Annotated in this window: 12 protein-coding genes; 6 read left to right on the top strand and 6 right to left on the bottom strand. The window is 62.4% G+C overall.

The window, feature by feature from the left end; genetic code table 11:
- Positions 1–5: 5 nt before the first annotated feature.
- Positions 6–1,340: a type VI secretion system baseplate subunit TssK gene (gene tssK / locus BA190_RS06200; protein ID WP_068284289.1), complete on the bottom strand. Its 1,335-nt coding sequence runs from the start codon at positions 1,338–1,340 to the stop codon at positions 6–8.
- Positions 1,341–1,641: 301 nt separating this feature from the next.
- Between tssK and BA190_RS06195 the strand changes: the two genes are divergently transcribed.
- Positions 1,642–2,190: a DUF1036 domain-containing protein gene (locus BA190_RS06195; RefSeq protein WP_082979501.1), complete on the top strand. Its 549-nt coding sequence runs from the start codon at positions 1,642–1,644 to the stop codon at positions 2,188–2,190.
- An 18-nt stretch (positions 2,191–2,208) separates the two neighbouring features.
- Positions 2,209–4,668, top strand: a complete 2,460-nt coding sequence (locus BA190_RS06190) for a M23 family metallopeptidase (protein ID WP_068284286.1) — start codon at positions 2,209–2,211, stop codon at positions 4,666–4,668.
- 35 nt (positions 4,669–4,703) lie between these two features.
- Here the strand turns inward: BA190_RS06190 and tagH are convergent, their stop codons facing one another.
- The 3 genes from tagH to BA190_RS06175 all read right to left on the bottom strand — a co-directional run bounded on the left by tagH (position 4,704) and on the right by BA190_RS06175 (position 9,070).
- Positions 4,704–6,032, bottom strand: a complete 1,329-nt coding sequence (tagH, locus tag BA190_RS06185) for a type VI secretion system-associated FHA domain protein TagH (protein WP_068284283.1) — start codon at positions 6,030–6,032, stop codon at positions 4,704–4,706.
- Between the two features lie 146 nt (positions 6,033–6,178).
- A complete protein-coding gene (locus BA190_RS06180; RefSeq protein ID WP_068284281.1) occupies positions 6,179–6,733 on the bottom strand; it encodes a hypothetical protein in 555 nt (184 codons plus the stop codon).
- A 579-nt stretch (positions 6,734–7,312) separates the two neighbouring features.
- Positions 7,313–9,070, bottom strand: coding sequence for a type VI secretion system Vgr family protein (locus BA190_RS06175; protein ID WP_068284278.1), 1,758 nt, complete (start codon positions 9,068–9,070; stop codon positions 7,313–7,315).
- A 309-nt stretch (positions 9,071–9,379) separates the two neighbouring features.
- Here BA190_RS06175 and BA190_RS06170 point away from each other — a divergent pair, with 309 nt between their 5' ends.
- From BA190_RS06170 to BA190_RS06160, 3 genes are all read left to right on the top strand, one after another.
- Complete coding sequence (locus tag BA190_RS06170; protein ID WP_068284275.1) at positions 9,380–10,747, top strand: sensor histidine kinase; 1,368 nt, start codon at positions 9,380–9,382, stop codon at positions 10,745–10,747.
- A 279-nt stretch (positions 10,748–11,026) separates the two neighbouring features.
- Positions 11,027–12,316 (top strand): ImpA family type VI secretion system protein, encoded by a 1,290-nt coding sequence (locus tag BA190_RS06165; protein WP_068284272.1) that lies wholly within the window; start codon positions 11,027–11,029, stop codon positions 12,314–12,316.
- 304 nt (positions 12,317–12,620) lie between these two features.
- Positions 12,621–14,945: a caspase family protein gene (locus BA190_RS06160; RefSeq protein WP_162275058.1), complete on the top strand. Its 2,325-nt coding sequence runs from the start codon at positions 12,621–12,623 to the stop codon at positions 14,943–14,945.
- An 85-nt stretch (positions 14,946–15,030) separates the two neighbouring features.
- Here the strand turns inward: BA190_RS06160 and BA190_RS36415 are convergent, their stop codons facing one another.
- Together BA190_RS36415 and BA190_RS06150 are read right to left on the bottom strand one after the other, a co-directional pair.
- Complete coding sequence (locus tag BA190_RS36415) at positions 15,031–15,438, bottom strand: tail fiber domain-containing protein (RefSeq protein ID WP_162275056.1); 408 nt, start codon at positions 15,436–15,438, stop codon at positions 15,031–15,033.
- A 778-nt stretch (positions 15,439–16,216) separates the two neighbouring features.
- Complete coding sequence (locus BA190_RS06150) at positions 16,217–17,509, bottom strand: S41 family peptidase (protein WP_068284263.1); 1,293 nt, start codon at positions 17,507–17,509, stop codon at positions 16,217–16,219.
- Positions 17,510–17,862: 353 nt separating this feature from the next.
- Here BA190_RS06150 and BA190_RS06145 point away from each other — a divergent pair, with 353 nt between their 5' ends.
- Positions 17,863–18,648: a polysaccharide deacetylase family protein gene (locus BA190_RS06145; protein WP_082979497.1), complete on the top strand. Its 786-nt coding sequence runs from the start codon at positions 17,863–17,865 to the stop codon at positions 18,646–18,648.
- The last annotated feature ends 169 nt before the right edge of the window (positions 18,649–18,817 follow it).

The following is an 18,817-nucleotide window of genomic DNA, read 5'->3' as shown; positions in this document are numbered from 1 at the left end:
ACATCCTATTTCACGTCTTCCTTGACGACCCACAGATTGAGCTCAAGCCCAGGCCAGTCGCCGGAAAAATGCATGCCGATGCCGCTCGCCGTGCTGAATTCCGGCCAGAGCGGCGACATGCGGTCGAGCGCGAAATAGACGTGGCTGGTGATCGCCCGGATCTGCGCCGGCGGCGTCGGCAGATGAATGAGCCCGATGCCGGGAAGGTGGGCGTGCACGATCTCGTTCATCCGCGTATTGGGACCGACCTTGAACAGAGCCGGGAACTGCGTCTGCAACTCGGTGAGCGAACGCTGCGCCGCCACTTCGAGCACGAAGGTCGAGGCCCGGAACAGATTGCGGTCGGTCACGGTCGCCAGGAAGGCGTTGGTGGCCTTCTCCACGATCTCGAGCCGGATGGCGCGGCTGATGTCGACGCTGAGGAAACGCTGAATGTCGGCCAGCACCGGCGCGAAGGTGGTGCCGGGATTGTCATGGTCATAGGCCGGATAGTCGTTGGCGCGCCGCTCGCGCGTAGAATAGGTCGCCAACTCCCCGGCCAGACGCAGCAATTCCACATAGAGCCGCTCGGGATGGGTATATTTCGAGCGGCGCATGTGCCGAAGCGCCGGAATCTCGCGGTTGAGCATCTGCAGCACGAAATAGTCGACGCTCTGCATGCCACCGCTGGAGCGCGGGTCCGAGGCAAAGCGCGCCAGTTCGTCGAGCTTGGTCTCGACCCAGCCGATCACGCGGTCGAGCCAGCCAGTAACCGCGGCATGAGCCGCGACCACCAGCACGGGCGGGGCAAAGCGCTCGTCGAAGACGATGGTCTTGTCGTTGACCTCGATGATCCGGGCACAGAGCATGCAGACGAAGCCCGGCTTCGGCGTCCGGCGGATCTCATAGCTGAAGCGCGGCACGGCGACGTCGATCTCTTCCTCGATCTGCAGGGCGGAGGAGGCGTCGATCAGCGTCTCCGATTGCACGACATAGCGGCTGCCGCTTTCGCTCTCCGGCTCGTCGACCTCGCGACTGTTGGGCTGGGCCATGGGCATGCATAGCCAGACGAACAGCCCGGCGGCATTTTCGGGCACCATGGCGGGCGGCGGCGGCGGGCAGTCGCCGGGGAAGCGAAACGGCGTGCCGTCCGACAGGATGCCTGCAGCACGGCGCAGGCCGAACTTGCTTTGCTGCGCCAGGTCGCGATCGATCTCGATTTCGCTGAAGCCCCAGGGATAGGGCGTGATCTGGCTGGTGCGGCCCTCGAGCAGATGTTCGAGATAGCGATCGCCCTGCTGCAAGTGATGCGGCCGGAGGAACAGACCTTCCGACCAAGCGACTTTGCTATACCAGGACATCGATCAGCCGCCCGAAGGATTTGGTTGTGTGATTGTCAGGCTCGGCAATGCTGTCGCAAGGCCTCGCCAAAAAACGTTCGGCCGTTGCGCGAGCAAATTCTCTCGGCTTCTTGCGAACTGTGCCATATGACCTGAGGAAGTCAAGCGATCCACCGGCTTACATCGACCCTACCACTGTAGTCTAGAACAAGCGCCCGGCTCTCGCCTCCCCCATTGTGAGGTAGACAGAAAGAGGTGCGGCAGATACGAAATTTGTATTCGCGTGCTACAATCGATCGGTGCTCTCGAAGCTGTTCCCTCAATGTCTGCGGATGCGAAGGCTGAGGCGTTTTGCGATGTATTGGAAATACCAAGCATCGCCAGGACGCCTCGAAACAAGAAATCAGAGAAAAAGGGCGTTTTGGCCAGAACGCGCTTCGCCCTGGGCTTTGCCACGGTGCCGTTTGGCTTGGCTCTGGGCCATGTCGACCAGGCCGAAGCGGCTTTTCGAGTGTGCAACCAGTCGGTCACTCTGTACAATGTCGCGATCGGCGCCGAAATAGACAAGAAATTCGCCACCGAAGGCTGGTGGACATTACCAGGCAATACTTGCGTCACGCCGATCAAGGAAGATCTGTCCGACCTCAAGCTGAGATATGTTTATATCTACGCGACGACCGCGACAGGCGACAGCGCATTCGAGGGAAACTGGGACATGTGCGTCGACACCAAGCGCTTCAAGATCGAAAAGGTACAGGACCAGCCCTGGGACTGCTGGGTGCGTGGTTTCGTACAGGCCAAGTTCAAGGAGGTCGACACCGGCGATACCGGCTCGTGGACGGTCTTCATCCGCCCCGACGACAAACCCTGAGCGTGGCACGCCCCCGCCATGGACGACAAGACAGTCATAGCCGGGCAAGCATCCTCCGATCCAGCGGATCCCTCCCGGCCGGCCGCGGCGACGCCGCAGACCGAACCGGCCGGGGAAGATACCAATGCCACCATCATCGTGCCGGCCAAACCTGCCGCACGGAGCGCGAAGAAGGCTGCCAAGCCTGCCGCCGGCAACGCTGGCCCTGCCGGTAGCGCACCCAAGGTCACGGATACCGCCAAGTCAGGTCCATCTGCCGCCCGCCCCGCGGGCGTGCTGGTTTATCTCACCATGACCGCCGCCCTCCTGTTTCTCGGCCTCGGCTCGGCCGTGACCACCATCTATCTGCTTGCTCCCGACCAAGCCCGCCAACAGGTCACGGTGACGGACAGCGATCTACAGGCCAGCCTGGTTCCAGTGCAAGGCGAGGACAATGAAGCCGAAGACGAAGCCCTGATCCGGGCGGCAATCAAGCCGCGCATCATCGATCTCAGCGGAGATCCGGTGATCGTGCCCCAACTCGCCGACGCTCCACGCCAGTTGATCAAGCTGGCGAGCGATACGCAGCGCAAGGCGGCTGGTAGCCTCGGCATCAAGAACGAGGTGTTCCGGCTCAAGGACGTGCTGGACCTGCCCACCCCGCAATCGCAAGTCGCGGTGCTGGGTTCGCAGGAGGACATCGCCATCGCCCAGGAGGCGCCCGCCAGTAGCGGCGCGGCGGACAGCGAAGCCGGCGCCGATGCCAGCACCGGTTCCTCCTCGATTGCGGCTTCGAGCACGAGCACGGGCGACCGTGTCGCGGATTTTGCTCAAAAGGCCAAGACTCGGATCCGCCTCGCCGACGCGCTCAACAATCTCGGCCTGGATACCCAGCGGGCCGGTGCGGCCGGCGATGCCTTCAACACCTTCTATAACCGCCCCATGCTCGAGGCCGACGACCGCTATGTGGTGCGCGCGGTTGCCCTGGACGGCGATCCCAACCGCATGCAGCCGGTGCAGGTGTCAGTCTATGCCAAGACCGAGCTCGTCGGCTCCATCGCCCTCAACGATGTCGGCACCTATGTGCGTTCCGAAGATCCCTGGTATCGGCGCGATCCCTTCGCGGCGCCGCTGGCGCCGGTGCAGGTCGATCCGGAGAACCAGCCGCGTCTGCTCGATGCGATCTATCTCACGGCGCTACGCAACCGGCTGCCGTCGCCGGTGATCGGCGAAGCGATCATGCTGCTGTCGCGAGCCCAGGACCTGGAACAGAAGGTGCAGCCGGGCGATACGATTTCGCTGATCTACTCGCCTGCCCCCCGGGATTCCAAGCAGGGCCTCGGTCGCATCGTCTTCGTCAGCATCGGACGCACCACCGGCAATCTCGATTGCTATGTGATGCAACCGCAAGTCGGCGCCCCCTTCGAATGCGTGTCGTCGGCGGGGCAAGGCAGCCTGCCCGACGGCGGCGGCATGGTCACACCGGTCAACGGCGTGATCGTCGCCAGGTTCGGCCCGCAGGGCTCCGACAATTCGGCCGCGTCCATGAATTACGGCGTCGATTGGACGGCCCCGGTGGGTTCGCCCGTGGTCGCCGCCTATCCGGGCAAAGTCACCGCAATCGGCGAGGAAAGCGGCTTCGGCACGGTGGTGCGTCTCTCCCATGACGACGGCAAGACTTCGATGTATGGCTATCTCGCGCGAGCGGCGACCGGGCTTGCCGTCGGCGCCAGCGTCCAGGCCGGCGAGGCCATCGGCTATGTCGGCACACCGGCCTCCAGCCGCGAGCCGCGCCTGCATTTCGAGGTTCGCAACAATGGCGTACCGGTCGATCCGGTCGCCGACAGCCAGGTGAGCGCCGCCACCACCGCCAGCGCCACCGTTGCCACCAGCACCGCCGGTGGCGCCAACGGCGCTGTCGACCAGTTCGTCGGCCGCATCATCACCATCGAAAGCGGCAACAAGTGCAATGCCGCCAATCCACTCTCCACTGCGGTCGGGCTTGGCCAGTTCATCGAATCGACTTGGATGACCACCATCCGCCTGCATCGCCCGGATCTTCTGGTCGGCCGCAGCCGCCAGGAAGTGCTGGCGATGCGCACCAATTGCGACCTCGCGCGGGCGATGACGACAGCCCATACCCGCGACAATGCCGCGGTGATCCGGCAGGCAGGCCATGCCGTCACGCCTGGCAATCTCTATCTGGCGCATTTCCTTGGCTCGGGTGGGGCGGTGAAGGCGCTCCGAGGCCCGCAGAACAGCCTGATCTCCGACGTGTTCGGCGCCGCCCATGTGCGGGCCAACCCCTTCGAGCAGGGCAAGACGCTGAGCTTCCTGATCGCCTGGGCGGCCAAGAAGATGGGTGCGGCGGTCGCGGGCACTTCGACACCATCGCAGGATACGGGCACCAGCACGGTCACCAACGAACCGCTGGCGAAATTCGCCAGCGATCCCGCCTTCGCCGCACTCAAGAGCTCCGTGTTGTCGCTGCTACAGTGATGCGGGGTGCCGACTCGTCCCGATGCAGGCCTGCCTCACGAATGCCGGTTGCGATTCGAGGCGCTCAGCTTGTCATATTGCTCGGCATAGAGCTCCAGGAAGGCGCCCAGCATGCCATGTTCACGCCGGCCGACCCTGGCCGCCCAGCGTTCGGCATAGAGTTCCCAATAATTCCCCTTGCCGGAAAACAGGGATTTCTTGGCATCCGCCGCGGTCTTGATGGCATCGGGCGACAATTCGTCGAAGAGTTCGGTCAGGGCCGCCTGCATCGAGGCCAGGAACGCGACCTGATGCATCTTGAGGTCGCCGAAGGCGTTCTCCAGTGCGGCCTTGCCGTCGAGATAGCCCCGCGTCCGCGGCCCGAGCATGACCCGCAGGGCCTCCTCCGGGGTGGGCATGAACTTCAGCGGGTTGTTGTCCTCGGCGCTGATCATCGTGCGATTGCCGGCGCGCGACAGCGCCTTGGCCTCGGCCCGTGCCCGCAGCAAGGCCATCACATGCAGGCAGGCGATATTGAGGAGCCGCCCGGCATCCTCTGCCAGGTCGCCGGCATCGACCCCGCCAAGGATGTTGTCGGGAATGCCGGCGCCGGCGGCAAAGCGGCGAATGAATTCGGCCGCTCCGACGTCGCCTGAAGACGGAGCCTGGACGTTATTCGCTACGGCTGGCTTGGGGGCCTCCACCGGATCCCTGGGTTTGACCACGACCGGCGCCGCCTCTTCCGTCGCCGGTTCGGCCTTGGCGGGCTCGACCGGCCGGGGATCCTCGCTTTCCCACAGCGCTGCGGCCGGTGTCGGCGTCGGAATGGCCGGCATCGGCAGGGAAGGTCTAGGCTTGCGGATCGGCTCCGGCTCCTCGAGGGGCGGCGGCACATAGGCGGCCTGGTGCAGGAAATCCGGCCCGCGGTCGGCCTCGCTCAGCGGCGGCAATAACTGGCTCGCATCGATGGGCGGTGGCGCCTCGTGCGGGCTGTCCCAGATATCCGCGCTTGCCAGGGACGGGTTCGGGCTCGAACTCGGCGGCGGCGGAGCCGGCTGCACCGGCGCCTGCGGCAGTTTGATCGATACCGCCAGCACATAGTCGCCCACAGCCAGCCTGTCGCCGTCGGCGAGGCGATAGGGGCTTTGCAGGCGCTTGCTGGCACCGTTGAGAAAGGTACCGTTGGTCGAGGTATCGGTCAGCCAATAGGCACCGTCATAGAAGCGCACTTCGCAATGCTTGCCGGAGATCACCCGGTTGCGGTCGGGCAAGGTCCAGTCGAGATGCTGGTCGCGCCCGAAATCGAAACCGCGCCTGTCGATCGCAAACTCCAATGGCCCGCCATCGGGCAGGCGATCAAAGTTTTCGATCCTGAGTGTCAGCATGGCGGTTGCAAAGTCCTGTCACGTCGTGAGGCAAACGATAAATAAAGCGTTTTGCGGAAGAATTGATAGGCCCTCCGATCGAGAAAACGCGCCAAAACAGAGGCTTAGAGCTTAATAGGTTTCCGGGAAATCGCGCCTTGCCACGGTCAGGAACCGCCGCGGCGCAGCAGCGCCACGGCATCGCCGACCAGATCCTCCATGCCGCCAGCCTGCTTGGCCATGGGCAGGCCGGCAACCAGCAACGTCAAGCCGACATTCACGGCGTGGCCGGTCAGATGCGGGGGCGGCGGGACCGGTTGTTCGGGATTGGGCGACAGGCTGCCTCCGCTCCAGCCCGCCGCCAGGGCAGCCCAGGCGAAAGCGCCCTTGTCGGGATCGTCCATGCCGGCATCGAGGGCCGCGCGGCGCGTGAACTCAATGGGTTTCTTCAGCCAGTCCTCGACCAGGCGGAGCAGGTTGGTCTCCGCCGCGCTCGGCGGTTGCTGGCGCTGGCGCAGCGCCAAGCTCAGCCATTGCACGGCTTCGCGGCGTGGCAGCACGAAGGCGCAGAACGCCATGGCCTTGCGCGCGCCGCCCTGTGCCAGCAAGGCTTCGATGAACGCGAAAGGCTCAAGGTCGAGATTATATCCGGAAAACTCGCCATCGAGATTCGGGAAGGCGTCGATCACCTGCCTGGCCGTCGAGAACCGAAGATGCTTCATCTCGTCTCCTGCGACCGTTCGAATACAGACTCTTGGCTTGCGGTCACGCCTCGGTATCGCATCACTTCGTGCTGCGATGCGTGCTCAGCCGCACCTTGCGAACAAGTTGTGGCCGGGATGACACGAGTGAGCCAACAAGACGGCACCATTCTCAGCGCTAACTCATTGTTTAAACGTATTTTTGCAATTTCCGGCGCTTTCGTCCAACCAAAAATGCTCCGCCGGGTCGCAATCGATTCCTGAAAATCCATCGCGATCCTGCGGATCTCCGGCGGCGCGTGCCGGTTGGACGGCGGCGATACGCCCTATCGCGTTTTTCCGGAGTCGATAAGAAGCGCAAAGACTTGCAGTTACTCCCTCCACCACCAAGGTCGCGTAACCCCGGTGAGCAGTTACAGACGCTTCAGCCAATCCTTTGGATTGGCTTGGAAACAGGGAGTTGGAGCAAAGAAGCGTTCACATTCGAACGCGTTTTGCTCGAGAGCGTTTTGCGATTTGGTGGAATCACCAAGAATCGCAAAGACGCGTCGAACCAAAGAGTTAGAGTAATGCAGCGTTTCCGTCTAAACGCGTTTTGCTCTAGTTGATCAGAACCAGCGCCCCCTGGACCATCAAGGGTGCTGCAGCCGAAACTTGGCCGATTGCGTTCGACTTCAGATTCATCAAGGCATCGGCCTCCAGGGTGATCATGGTCGATTTGAGCTTGATGCCAACCGGGGTCATGGTGAGGGTGCTGTTCCCCACGGTGAACTCGATCTTCTGATTGGCCTTCACCGTCCAGGTCGACATGATGGTTTCGTCGCGGCTGTTGCCGATCTTCACCTCGACATTCTGGCCGATCTCGCGCCGCTCGTCGTTTTCGACCTTGCCTTCGAGGTCGTGCTGGGCGTGAAAACGGATCAACTCGCTTCCGGCCGTATCGTCCATGATCAGTTCGTTGTAGCCTGATCCGTTCAGCGTCTGCGACTTGGTGCCCGAGACGGCGTTGAGCTTTTCCTTCACATAGGGCGCGACATTCTCGGCATTGTAGACGCTGCCCGTCACCAAAGGCTGGTCCGGGTCACCCTCGATATAATTGACCACGACCTCCATGCCGATGCGCGGGATCTTGACGTCGCCCCAGCCGTTTCCGGCCCAGTTCTGGGCGATCCGCACATAGCGGGACTGGCTCTTGTCGCGGTCCCAGAAGAACTGCACCTCGATGCGGCATTGGTCGTCCACGTCGCTGACCACCAGAGCAGTCTGCGGGCCGTGAATGACGGGCTTGGTCGTCACGGCCGGCGCCCGGAACGCGATGTCGAGCGGCTGGAACTCGTAGCTGCCGGAATAGCCCTCCTCGCCGGACGCGCCGGTCGAGCGATAGGCCTGGGCGCGGAAGAGATGATGGGCCCGCACGATCAGATATTTGGTGCCCTTGCTGGCCGGGGGATTGCCATCGAGCGTCATGGTGAAGCCGGGGCAGCAGGTGACGGCGTCGCCGCCGGCCATCACGCGCTTGTCGATGGCCTGCTCCGCCTCGAGCCGGACATTGGCCAGCGTGGTGCCATCGCCCTTCTCCGTATAGCGGCCGGGATAGTCGTAGAGTTCGAGGTCGCCATGCTGGTACCTGGCGCTGGCTGCCTTTTCCGCCATGAGGTCGGTACTGGGTTTGTGGTAGTCGTAGTCGTCGAGCGTGACCTTGCCGGAACGCAAGCGCCGGCCCTCGGCCCATTCGTTCAGCCTGTCCTTGGTCATGATGTTGTCGAGGCCGACAGCCGCGAATTCGAGGGCCGCACCGCCGAGCTTGGGCTCATGAGCCGCGCTCGCATCCGCCATGACGAGCTTGTGGTCGGATTCGCTATGCTCGAAATAATAATAGATCCCGTATTCCTCCATCAGCCTTGAGATGAAGGCAAAGTCGCTTTCGCGATACTGCACGCAATATTCGAGCTGCGGATAGCTTTCCGACAAACGTTGCTCGAACTGAATGAAGCCACGATTGTTCAGGACCTGGCTGATGATCTCGGGTACGGTCATGTGGCTGTAGATCTTGCAATTGGTGGTCCTGGTCAGCAGCCACAGCCAGGGGCGGAGCACCAGGCGGTAATAGCGCAGATCCTGGTCCCTGCCGATCCATTGCGTCTCCACCAGCACGCCGTTGAAGCTGCGCTTGACGCCTTCGTGGTGGGACTGGATTTCCAGGCGGCACTTGGTGCCGAGGATCTTGTCGAAATCGACCTCATTGTCATCGCTGACGACCTCGAGGCGATATTCGAAAAGCTCGCTCAGCCCCTCCGATCCTTCAAAACGGGTGACGACGAGCTTGTCCTTGCCAAGGCTACTCGTGAAAGAGCCCATTCGTGTGTCTTGACCGAATATTTGTGCCACAGCCTGCCCTCGCTCTACCACGTCGGCCAATGAAGGCTAGCTCTGTTCAAGTTCAACGTCTACGCCATAGGCGCTTTGACGCCTCCCACATTTTGGGGGTACCAGTCATAGTTCCCGCATCTGGGACTGGCGGGTTTCGACATTCTTGCTATTCTTGTCAGAGGGTCGGTCGCCCTCATGATTTAGACGCCTCTCACTCAGTTGATGGGCAACTTAGCCGGTCGACCCTGGAGCAAAACGCTTTGGGCGTATCGTCAGTTGCGGTTTGAGGACGGTGCGATGAGCCCGGTTGCGGAAGATCTGAGGCGGTTGGGACATCTGCTCGCCACCGATACTTTGGCCGTCGTCGCGGCAATTGCCCTGATGAGCTGGTTGCTGCGCCGGCGGGAAAGCGTCCTGGCCTGGCTCTGCTGTGCGGGCGTCGCCTGGTGTGCATTCAACCTCGCGGGCCTGCCCCAGGTTGAAACACCGCCCTTCGGCTTTGCGATCGGCCGGGCCGCCCTGCTCTATCCCCTGCTCTTCACCACCCTCGGCCTGGCAGCGAGCCTGGTTGGTGCAAGCCTTCCTCGTGGCCTGGTGGTCGCGATGGCGCTGGCCTGTTTCGGCCTCGGCGTCGCGGCGATCCCGTTTCACGACCTGGCAGCCACACGGATCGCCGGTCTTGCAAGCCTGGGCGCAGCGCTGCTCCTGCTGGGCTTCCTTGCAATGAGGGCGGAAACGCAGATCGCTACGCCTGAAAAACTGGCGCTGGTAGTCCTCAACGCGCTCGGTCTCGCAGCGGTCGGCATCGATCTTTATGCCGGAACGATCTGGCCCGGCAAAGGTGTGTCGTTCGCACCCTATGCCGGCGTGGTCCTCCTCGGTTTCAGTGGCTTCGTCATCCTGCGGCACATCCTGGCCAATGCCGAGGCGCGAGAAAGGCTCAACCAGGCGCTCGGCCAACGTATCGAGACCACCAAGGCCAATCTGCTGGCGAGCGAAAGCGCGAGGCATGCCCTCGAAATTGCCCATGCGGTGAAGCTGGAGCGGGAACGCCTGATGCGGGAAATCCATGACGGCATCGGTTCGAGCCTCGTGGCGGCACTGGCTTCGGCCGAACGCCAGGGCAAGGAGAGCACGACGGCAGTCGTGGCCCTCAAGGGCGCGCTGACCGATCTTCGCGTCGCGGTCGACTCGCTCGAGCCGGTGGAAGGCAATGTCGCCACCCTTCTCGCCAGCCTGCGCTATCGCTACGAACCCGAACTGCGAAAATCGGGTATTGGCGTCAAATGGATGGTCGAGGACGTACCCGAACTCGACTGGCTCGACGCGCCGAGCGCCCTGCATGTGCTGCGGATCCTGCAGGAATCGGTCAGCAATACCATGGGCCACAGCAAGGCCACCCAGCTTACCTTCAAATGCAAGATGGCGCTGCTGCAGGGGCGGCCCGGCCTTCGCGTCGAGATTGCCGACAATGGCAGCGGCTTCAATATGGAAGCTCCGGCCACAGGCCGCGGCCGGCGGAACATGCTCCAACGTGCTGAGGCCCTCGGAGCCACGCTGGAGGTGCTCAGCAAACGGGGCGAAGGCACCGCTACCATCCTTTGGCTGCCGCTGGTCCGCAAGCAGGGGCTGAATCTGGAGGAGGGCCAGGCCGCGGAGCGGTAGAGGAGGCGCTCGGACGCCGCAAATAAAGGACTGACCAATCAAAAATAATTGTGACGGGCGGCCATGGTCATCGGCAATGATCGGCGCAGCATTTTCGCCGCCTCCCCTATATGGGGGGTTGCGGGTAGAGACGCAGAACAGCATGATTTCCAAAGACGTTTTGTCACCTGAATGAGCCGCGGCAAATCGCAAAGACGCACCGGACAAGAAAGTGGGAGTAGAAGTGCGGTTCGGAAAAATCGCCCTTTGCTCCAGTGGGACCCCAGCAGGTAGGCCAAGATGGCAGTCTATGCCGGCATCGAGACGGAAATTTCAGCCGACGCACCCTGTGGGCCGGATCCTGATGCCGACTCCGACGCCCAGAATTTCCTGACCGTCGCCGAAGGCCAATTGCCGGCGAGCTATCGCAGTTTCAACAAGAAGTCGTTCGAATCCAAGCAGACACTTGCAGATCTGCGTGTCCATCTCGATAAATCGCGCGATCTGCGCTATCTCGTCCTGGCGGCCAAGTATCATATTCTGTCGGATGATCTGCCCGGTTTCGTCGACGCCGTCGCAGCGACCAATGCCTTGCTCCTTGCGCAGTGGGATCATTGCCACCCGACCGAGGCGGCCGGCGGCGCGGAACTGAGGTCCGCCTTCCTCAAATCGCTCGACGACTTGCCGACGGTGGTTTTGCCGCTGCAGAGCGCCACGCTGATCAATGACAAGCGCCTCGGTGCGTTGTCCATGCGCTCGGTCCTGGTGGGGGAAGGGAAATTACCCCCGCGCGAGGGAGAGACCGCCGTCGAGGCCTCGGGCGTCAGGGATGCCTTCCTGCGTTTCGAGCCGCTGCAGCAATTGGTGGACCTGACGGCTCATCTCGAGACCATCCTCGCCAACCTCGACAGCCTGCGCCAGCTTTTCATCGACAAGGCCGGACACGAGGCCGCACCGCAATTCGAGCAATTGCCCGATCTGGTGCGCGCCATTCGCACCTATGTCGGCGGCATCGTCACGACGCGGGAGCCGGGCCTGGCACCGGCGCAACCGGTTGAAGCCGAGAGCACACGGGAGGTGGCCGAGACTGCCTCTGCACCCGCTCCCCTCGCGCCTTCGGACGTCGCCTCGGTGAAGGAGGCTTCCAATGCGCTGGCGGCGATCCTGGCCTATTATGCCGGCAAGGAGCCGTCGAGCCCGGCAAGGCTGCTTCTCAAACAGGCGCATCTGCTCGTCGGCAAGTCCTTTGTCGAAGTCATGAAGATATTGGCGCCCGGCCTGGTCGAGAAAGCGAAGATCCAGATCGGCGGCACCATGCCCTTTGCCTTGAACTTCGCCCAGCTTTCGGCGCTGGCGGTCGAGGAAGGCAAGCCCGACGAGACCGAAGCGGAGGCCCGCACCTATTCCGTGGCGACGCGCAGCGAGGCCTCGGCCCTGATGCGCCAGATCGAGATCTTCTACAACAATATCGAGCCCTCGAGCCCGATCCCCATGCTGATCGAGAAGGCGCGGGCCCTGGTGGCCAAGGACTTCAATGCCCTTCTCGTGGAAATCTCGCGCAAAGATGAGAAGAAGGATGACAAGTCCTGATTCAACCAGGGCGAGTATCGGGGTGAAATAATACCGGGAGGCATTATCGATGCCCCTGGTCCCTTCTGGCAATTTTGGGCAAATCTTGGATTTGACGCCGGAAATTACCAAGTGCCCAAGCCGAGATTGCGCCAGCATTTTCGAAGCTTGGTATCATGAGGCATTCGAGGAGTTAAGTAAGATATTCTTATTTGCTCTTCTAAGCTTTCGGACTAAGCCGATATCACTATTTCGAGAGTGGCAGGCAATTGTTTCGAAAGCTGATATCATTGGATCAGATATAGTACAGGAGGCGTCGGTGAAGATGCTGACCTCACATCAGGAGCGGGACATGCGTCATTGCCTTGACTGGAGAACCGGGCTGTCGGCCGCCGCCCTCGCCGCGGTCATGCTCGCCCTGCCGGCGAGCGTCAAGGCGGCGGAACGGCGCGTGGCCTTCGTGGTCGGAAACAGCCATTACACGGTCGTTCCCCAGCTCAACAATCCGGACAAGGATGCGCAGGCCGTCGCGGCCGCCCTGAAACGCGAAGGTTTCGAAGTGGTGTCGGCGCTCGATCTCGACCGCAACGAGTTCGACAAGGCCCTGCAGCGCTTCATCCGTTCGCTGCCGGGCGCCGAACTCAGCGTGTTCTATTATTCCGGCCACGGCATCCAGGTGGGCGGCGACAATCGCATCATCCCCATCGATGCCAAGCTGAAGGATCCAGCCGATCTGGAGGTGGAGACGATCAACGTCAAGACGATCTTCGCCTATATGCAGCAGAACTCCAAGACACAGCTCATCTATCTGGATTCATGCCGGAACAATCCATTCCAGTCCCGTTCGTTCCTGGTCGGGCCCGAAAAGCAGATGGCGGTCGCCGGCGTCGGCCTCGCGCCCCAGACCAGTCCGCCGAGCAGCCTCATTGCCTATTCGACCCAGCCCGGCGCGGTGGCGGAGGACGGCACCGGCGACAAGTCGCCGTTCACGGCTTCCATGGTGAAATACTCCTTCACGCTGGGCGTCGACGTGCAGCGCGCGCTCGACAAGGTGACCGACGATGTGTGGGCGGCAACCAACAAGCGCCAGCGCCCGTGGTCGGTCGGTACCTTGACCCAGCCGGTCTACCTGGCCAAGCCGGTCATTCGCATTGCCGCGGCGGCACCCGTCCAGCTTGCCAAGAATACCACCGTGAAGATCGGCCCGGCGCCCAAGCAGGGATCGGACAACTTCGCCGATCAGCAGGCCCCGATACAGGTCGCCGCGTTGCTCGGTGAAACCTTCAACAAGCCGCGCCGCGTTCCAATCGGCGTCGGCCAGGTCGCTATGCTGGATGACCTGCCGCTGGTGCGCGCCGCGACCGGCGCGCAGATCCAGATCGCCGCGGCTCCGAGCTTCGGCACGATGTATCTCAACGGAGCGCCACTGGCCGAGGGCGACATCGTCGACCAGAACGCCGTCCGGTCCATCACTTTCGAACCCTCGATCGGCTCGGAAGGCAAGGTGCAGAGCGTGCAGCTCAAGGTCGAGCAGCCTGGGGGCGAGGGCCAGGTCGTCTCCGGCAAGATCGAATCCTTCGTGCCGATTTGCGACGACAAGGCGGGCGAGCCCCTCGACCCGCAGGGCGTCACTCTCGGCAAGCTGCCAAACGAGATCGATGCCAAGCCGGCCATCGCCGCCTGCAGCGAGGCCGTCGCCAAATTCCCTACCGTTGCGCGCTATAAATACGAACTCGGCCGCGCCAAGCTCGCCGACAAGGACGTCGCGGGCGCCATCGAACTCTTCAACGCGGCCGCCGATGCAAGCTATACACGCGCCTACTACGAACTCGGCTACCTGGCCGAACGCGGTCTCGGCCGCTCGCAGGACCTGGTCGAAGCCAACCGGCTGTTCAAAATGGGTGCCGAGCGTGGTGATCCCTATGCCATGCTCGCCTATGGTCGCAATCTTACCCTCGGACGCGGGGTGCCCAAATCCGTGGACGAGGGCGTCAAGCTGCTCAATCGGGCCGTGGAACTCGGGCACACCTATGCCATGAATACTGTGGGTGCCATGTATTATTATGGTCAGAACCTGCCAGCCGATCCGAAGCGCGGCATCAAGTTCTACGAAGCGGCGCTGGCGCGGCACGACATCTATGCCATGCGCAATATGGGCATTGCCTATCTCGACGGCAAAGGCGTGGCGCGCAAGCCCACCATGGCGATGGAGCTGTTCAAGCAAGCCTCCGAGGGCGGACATCCCAGCGCGCCCACCAATATCGGCGCCATGTATTTCAAGGGCAACGGCGTTAAGAAAGACCTGGCAAGCGCCATAAGCTGGTATGAGATCGGCGCCGAACGCGGCGATTTCTACGCGGCGTCCAATCTGGGCTGGATCTATTCCAAGGGCCCGGCGGCGCAGCGCGACCTGGAGAAGGCCGCCTGGTATTCGAGCCTCGCCATCGCACTCGATGCCTATGGCGAGCACAAGGACGAGGGAAAGAACCTCAGCGCCTTGCCGCTGGCCGAGAAGAAGAAGGTCATCGACAAGCTCAATGCCGAATTGGGCAGCGATGCGGTAACTCCGACATCGGATGTCGACGACACGATCGTGCTGGCTGCCCGCAAGGCCTGGCAGAAGCGGAACCCCCGTCTCGACCTGTTCTGAGGCAGGGCCGCCATACCGGCAGAGCGCGGCCTTTCTCCATGGCATCGAACCTGGCTTTTCGCCAGGTTCGATGCTGCCGCCAGCATTACGCGCCGCGCCCGAGCAGTTGCGTGGACCTTTGATAGTCCGCCAACATCATCATCTTCACATCGATGCGGTCATAGTCGACCATGAAGTAGCCGCTGTCGGTACGGATGACCGCGTCGGGATGGGTCTCCAGAAGGTCCTGGGCCATGACGCCGACATAGACCGGGCCACCCCAGACATAGCGGAAGCGATAGATCGTCAAACCGCTGGGAGACTGGCCGATAGCACGGATGTCGGTCTTGAGCCGGCGATCGGACCAGCCACCGCCGCCTCCCGAACCACCGCCGCCGCCATTTCCGCCGCCGCCATTTCCACCGCCACCGCCGCCGCCACTGCCTGCGGGCATCCTGTCACGCGTATCGTCGCCGGCATCCGGCTCCATGATCACGCGTCTGCGACGGGGCATCGTCGTATGGTGAGGTCGGGTGGGCCTGATCCTCCGGCGCGGCGGCTCCGGTTCGTCAACATAGATGGGTTCGTTGGGGTAACCTGACGCGCAGCCGGCAAGCACAACGGCCAGCCCGCTTCCCAAGACCCCAAACAGCAGGCCCCGCCGAACTTCAAATTTGCTCGTCATCGGTATCTCCTAAAATCTGGCGGGCACACACCGCGCCGATATGGATCATAGCAAGCGGGGCGGATTCAGGCGTGACAGCCCGCACAGAGGAGCGCGCCGAATAGGATGACGCCGCCCCTTGAACTGACCGAATGGTCAACAAAACAAACGCCGAGACGACGGTCCCGGCGCAAATATAGAACAAAACTTGTTCTTGACATAGGCGTACTCGATCTTTGCAAAGCACTCGCATGACTTAAGGCATCAACGCCGGCCGCGTACCGGGTTCATCAAACACGGCTTCAATCCCAAGGCGTTGGCTTCGCTCCGATCATGGTCGAAGCCGATTGCCTTTCGTGAGCGCGTGATCTCCAAGCAGGACTCGCCTCGCCCGCGTTTTATTCCCGGATCTGGTCAAGCGGATCATGCGGCGATCGACCGCGTTCGCTCTTGGGCTCAACAGTCTCCGGGCTGCCATGCAGCCGTGAAGGTGACACGCGCAAGATCAAGCCCTTTTCTCTCGGCTGCACGGACATCACCCTGAAACGTCCTGCGATTTGGATGCGTTGCTTCAAATCGCAAAGACGCGTCGGAGCAGATCGTCGATCACGCCGGAACGCGCATCGCCCTAGGAAGGACGTCCCTGCAGGATGCCGATCGCCTTGTTGAGCTGGGTATCGTCCTTCTCGTTGGCGGGCACATAGGCCGAGGAGCCGCCTTCTTCAGCCTTGTCGGCATCCGGATTGGCCAGATGGCCCTTGAGGCCGGATTCGCCCTTGGTCTCATCGGCGCCCTTGAGATCGTCGGGCACGTTCTCCTGCACCACGATCTCAGGCTCGATGCCCTTGGCCTGGATCGAGCGCCCGGACGGGGTGTAGTAGCGCGCCGTGGTCAGTCTCAGCGCGCCGTCGCCCTGCAACGGGATGATGGTCTGCACCGAGCCCTTGCCGAAGGAACGCGTGCCGACGATGGTGGCGCGCTTGTGGTCCTGCAGGGCACCGGCGACGATCTCCGAGGCCGAGGCCGAACCGCCATTGACCAGCACGACGATCGGTTTGCCTCCCGTGAGATCGGGCCCTTCTGCAGCAAAACGCTGTACATCGTCGACGTTCCGGCCCCGTGTCGAAACGACCTCCCCGCGCCCCAGGAACGCGCCGGAGACCGAAACGGCCTGGTCGAGCAAGCCGCCCGGATTGTTTCTAAGATCGATCACATAGCCCTTGAGCTTGTCCTGCCCGATCTTCTTGCCCAGCCTGTCGATACTCTTCTTCAAGCCGTCGAAAGTCTGCTCGGTGAATTGGGTGATGCGGATATAGCCGATGTCTCCGGCAAGCTCTTCATCCCTCACCGAGGCAACCTTGACGATGTCACGCACGAGCTTGACATCGAAGGGCACGCCCTTGCCCGCCCGCAGGATCCTCAACGTGATCGGTGTGTTGACCGGCCCGCGCATCTTGTCGACGGCTTGCTGCATGCTCAGTCCCTGCACCGCCTCGCCATCCAGCGCAGTGATCACGTCACCTGCCAATATGCCAGCCTTGGAGGCCGGCGAATCGTCGATCGGCGATACGATCTTGAGGACGTTGTCCTCCATGGTGACCTCGATGCCGAGCCCGCCGAACTCACCCTTGGTCTGCACCTGCATGTCCTGGAAGCTCTTGGCGTCCATGTAGCTCGAATGGGGATCGAGCGAGGTCAGCATGCCATTGATGGCCCCCTCAACGAGCTTGCCGTCATCGGGCTGCTCGACATAGTCGGAGCGTACCCGCTCGAACACCTCGCCGAACAGGTTGAGTTGCTTGTAGCTGTCGGCCAATGCGGCCTGGGCTCGGCCGACGAGAAGAAAATGGGGCTGCGTCAGGGCAACCGTGCCGAGCACGCCGAGCGCGGCTCCCGTGGATATGAGGGCGAGATTACGCATCAGGGTCTCATCTGTTGGCGGCCAAGTTCGAGTTCGAACGTACTCGATGCGCCTCCCATTCCCTCTTCCAAATCGCCCCAGGGAAGGCCCACAACACTGATACCGCGATTATGGCTGCATTTTGTTGATCATTCTTCGCCGTTCAGATCGTGCCCACCCTTCAATGACTACGGAGCCGGCGTCTCCATGACAGACGGTGTCATGGTTGTAGCTTTTTCCCTCGAAAAGCATTTTGATCGATCCTCGAGGTCTCGGCGAGGTTCAAGGCAGTGTCGCGTATCCGGAAGGGCGTTTCGAAGCAAAGGCATGGCAACATTCCGAGCCGGATATGCACGGCTATCCTGACCCTCCTCATGGCCCTGTCGTCGGTACCGCCAGCCGCTCCCGCTTCAGCCGGCCAACAAAGGCATGACGCACGGGAGGCCCTCACGCCCTGCGTGGCGCTGACGTTCGATGACGGGCCAGACATGACGTTGACCCCTCTCCTTCTCGACATTCTGGCCCGCGAGAAGGTCCATGCCACCTTCTTCGTGGTCGGCAAAAGGCTGGCTTATTCACCCGGCCTGGTACGGCGTGAGTTTCTCGAAGGCCATGAGATTGGCAACCACACTTTCGACCATCGGGCGCTCACCGCTTTGACGGATGGCGAAGCCATCGCCGAAGTGGAATTGACGGATGAGGCCGTCATCGCGGAAACCGGCCAGAGGCCCGATGTCTTTCGTCCTCCCTGGGGCAGGATCGACGCCCGCATCAAGACTGCGTTGCGGGGTGCAGGACTCTGGCGCCGAATGGCTCTTTGGGACTTCGATTCCTTCGACTGGCTCGATGACGAAGCACCTCTGACCAGGCTGATCGGTGCCGGGGCCCCCGCGGGGGCCGTGATCCTGATGCATGACATCCACGCCAGCACCATAGAGGCAGTGCCGGACATCATCCACACCCTCAAGCTGCGAGGCTTCCGGTTCGCCACGGTCGGGCAGTTGCAGGCTTGCCGGCAGGGGATGGAACCCGGCGCCGTATCGACGGCTCCTCGTGCCTTGCCCGCGCCCTCCCCCGACGCGCCATATGGCAGCCTGGCCCATGCCCTGGATGCCATCACCCCCCTGGAGGAATACATCGCTCACCGGCTCGGCTCCTGACGGCATGCTTGCGGGTGAGGAGGCCCAGCTGGAGCAGCGAGGCTCGGGTCTGGCCGCATCGGCGCATTGCGCAAAAACCATGCAGGTCAAGTTGGAGTACCGCTGAGGGCGGGCGGAATGCGCAGGCTGAGGCCGACAGCAAGGCGGGAACCAGATCAGCCGTACCGCG

The organism is Labrys sp. WJW (assembly GCF_001676615.1).
Lineage (GTDB): Bacteria > Pseudomonadota > Alphaproteobacteria > Rhizobiales > Labraceae > Labrys > Labrys sedimenti.
Note: the sequence above shows the minus strand (reverse complement) of the source record. Positions and strands in the feature narration are given on the sequence as shown.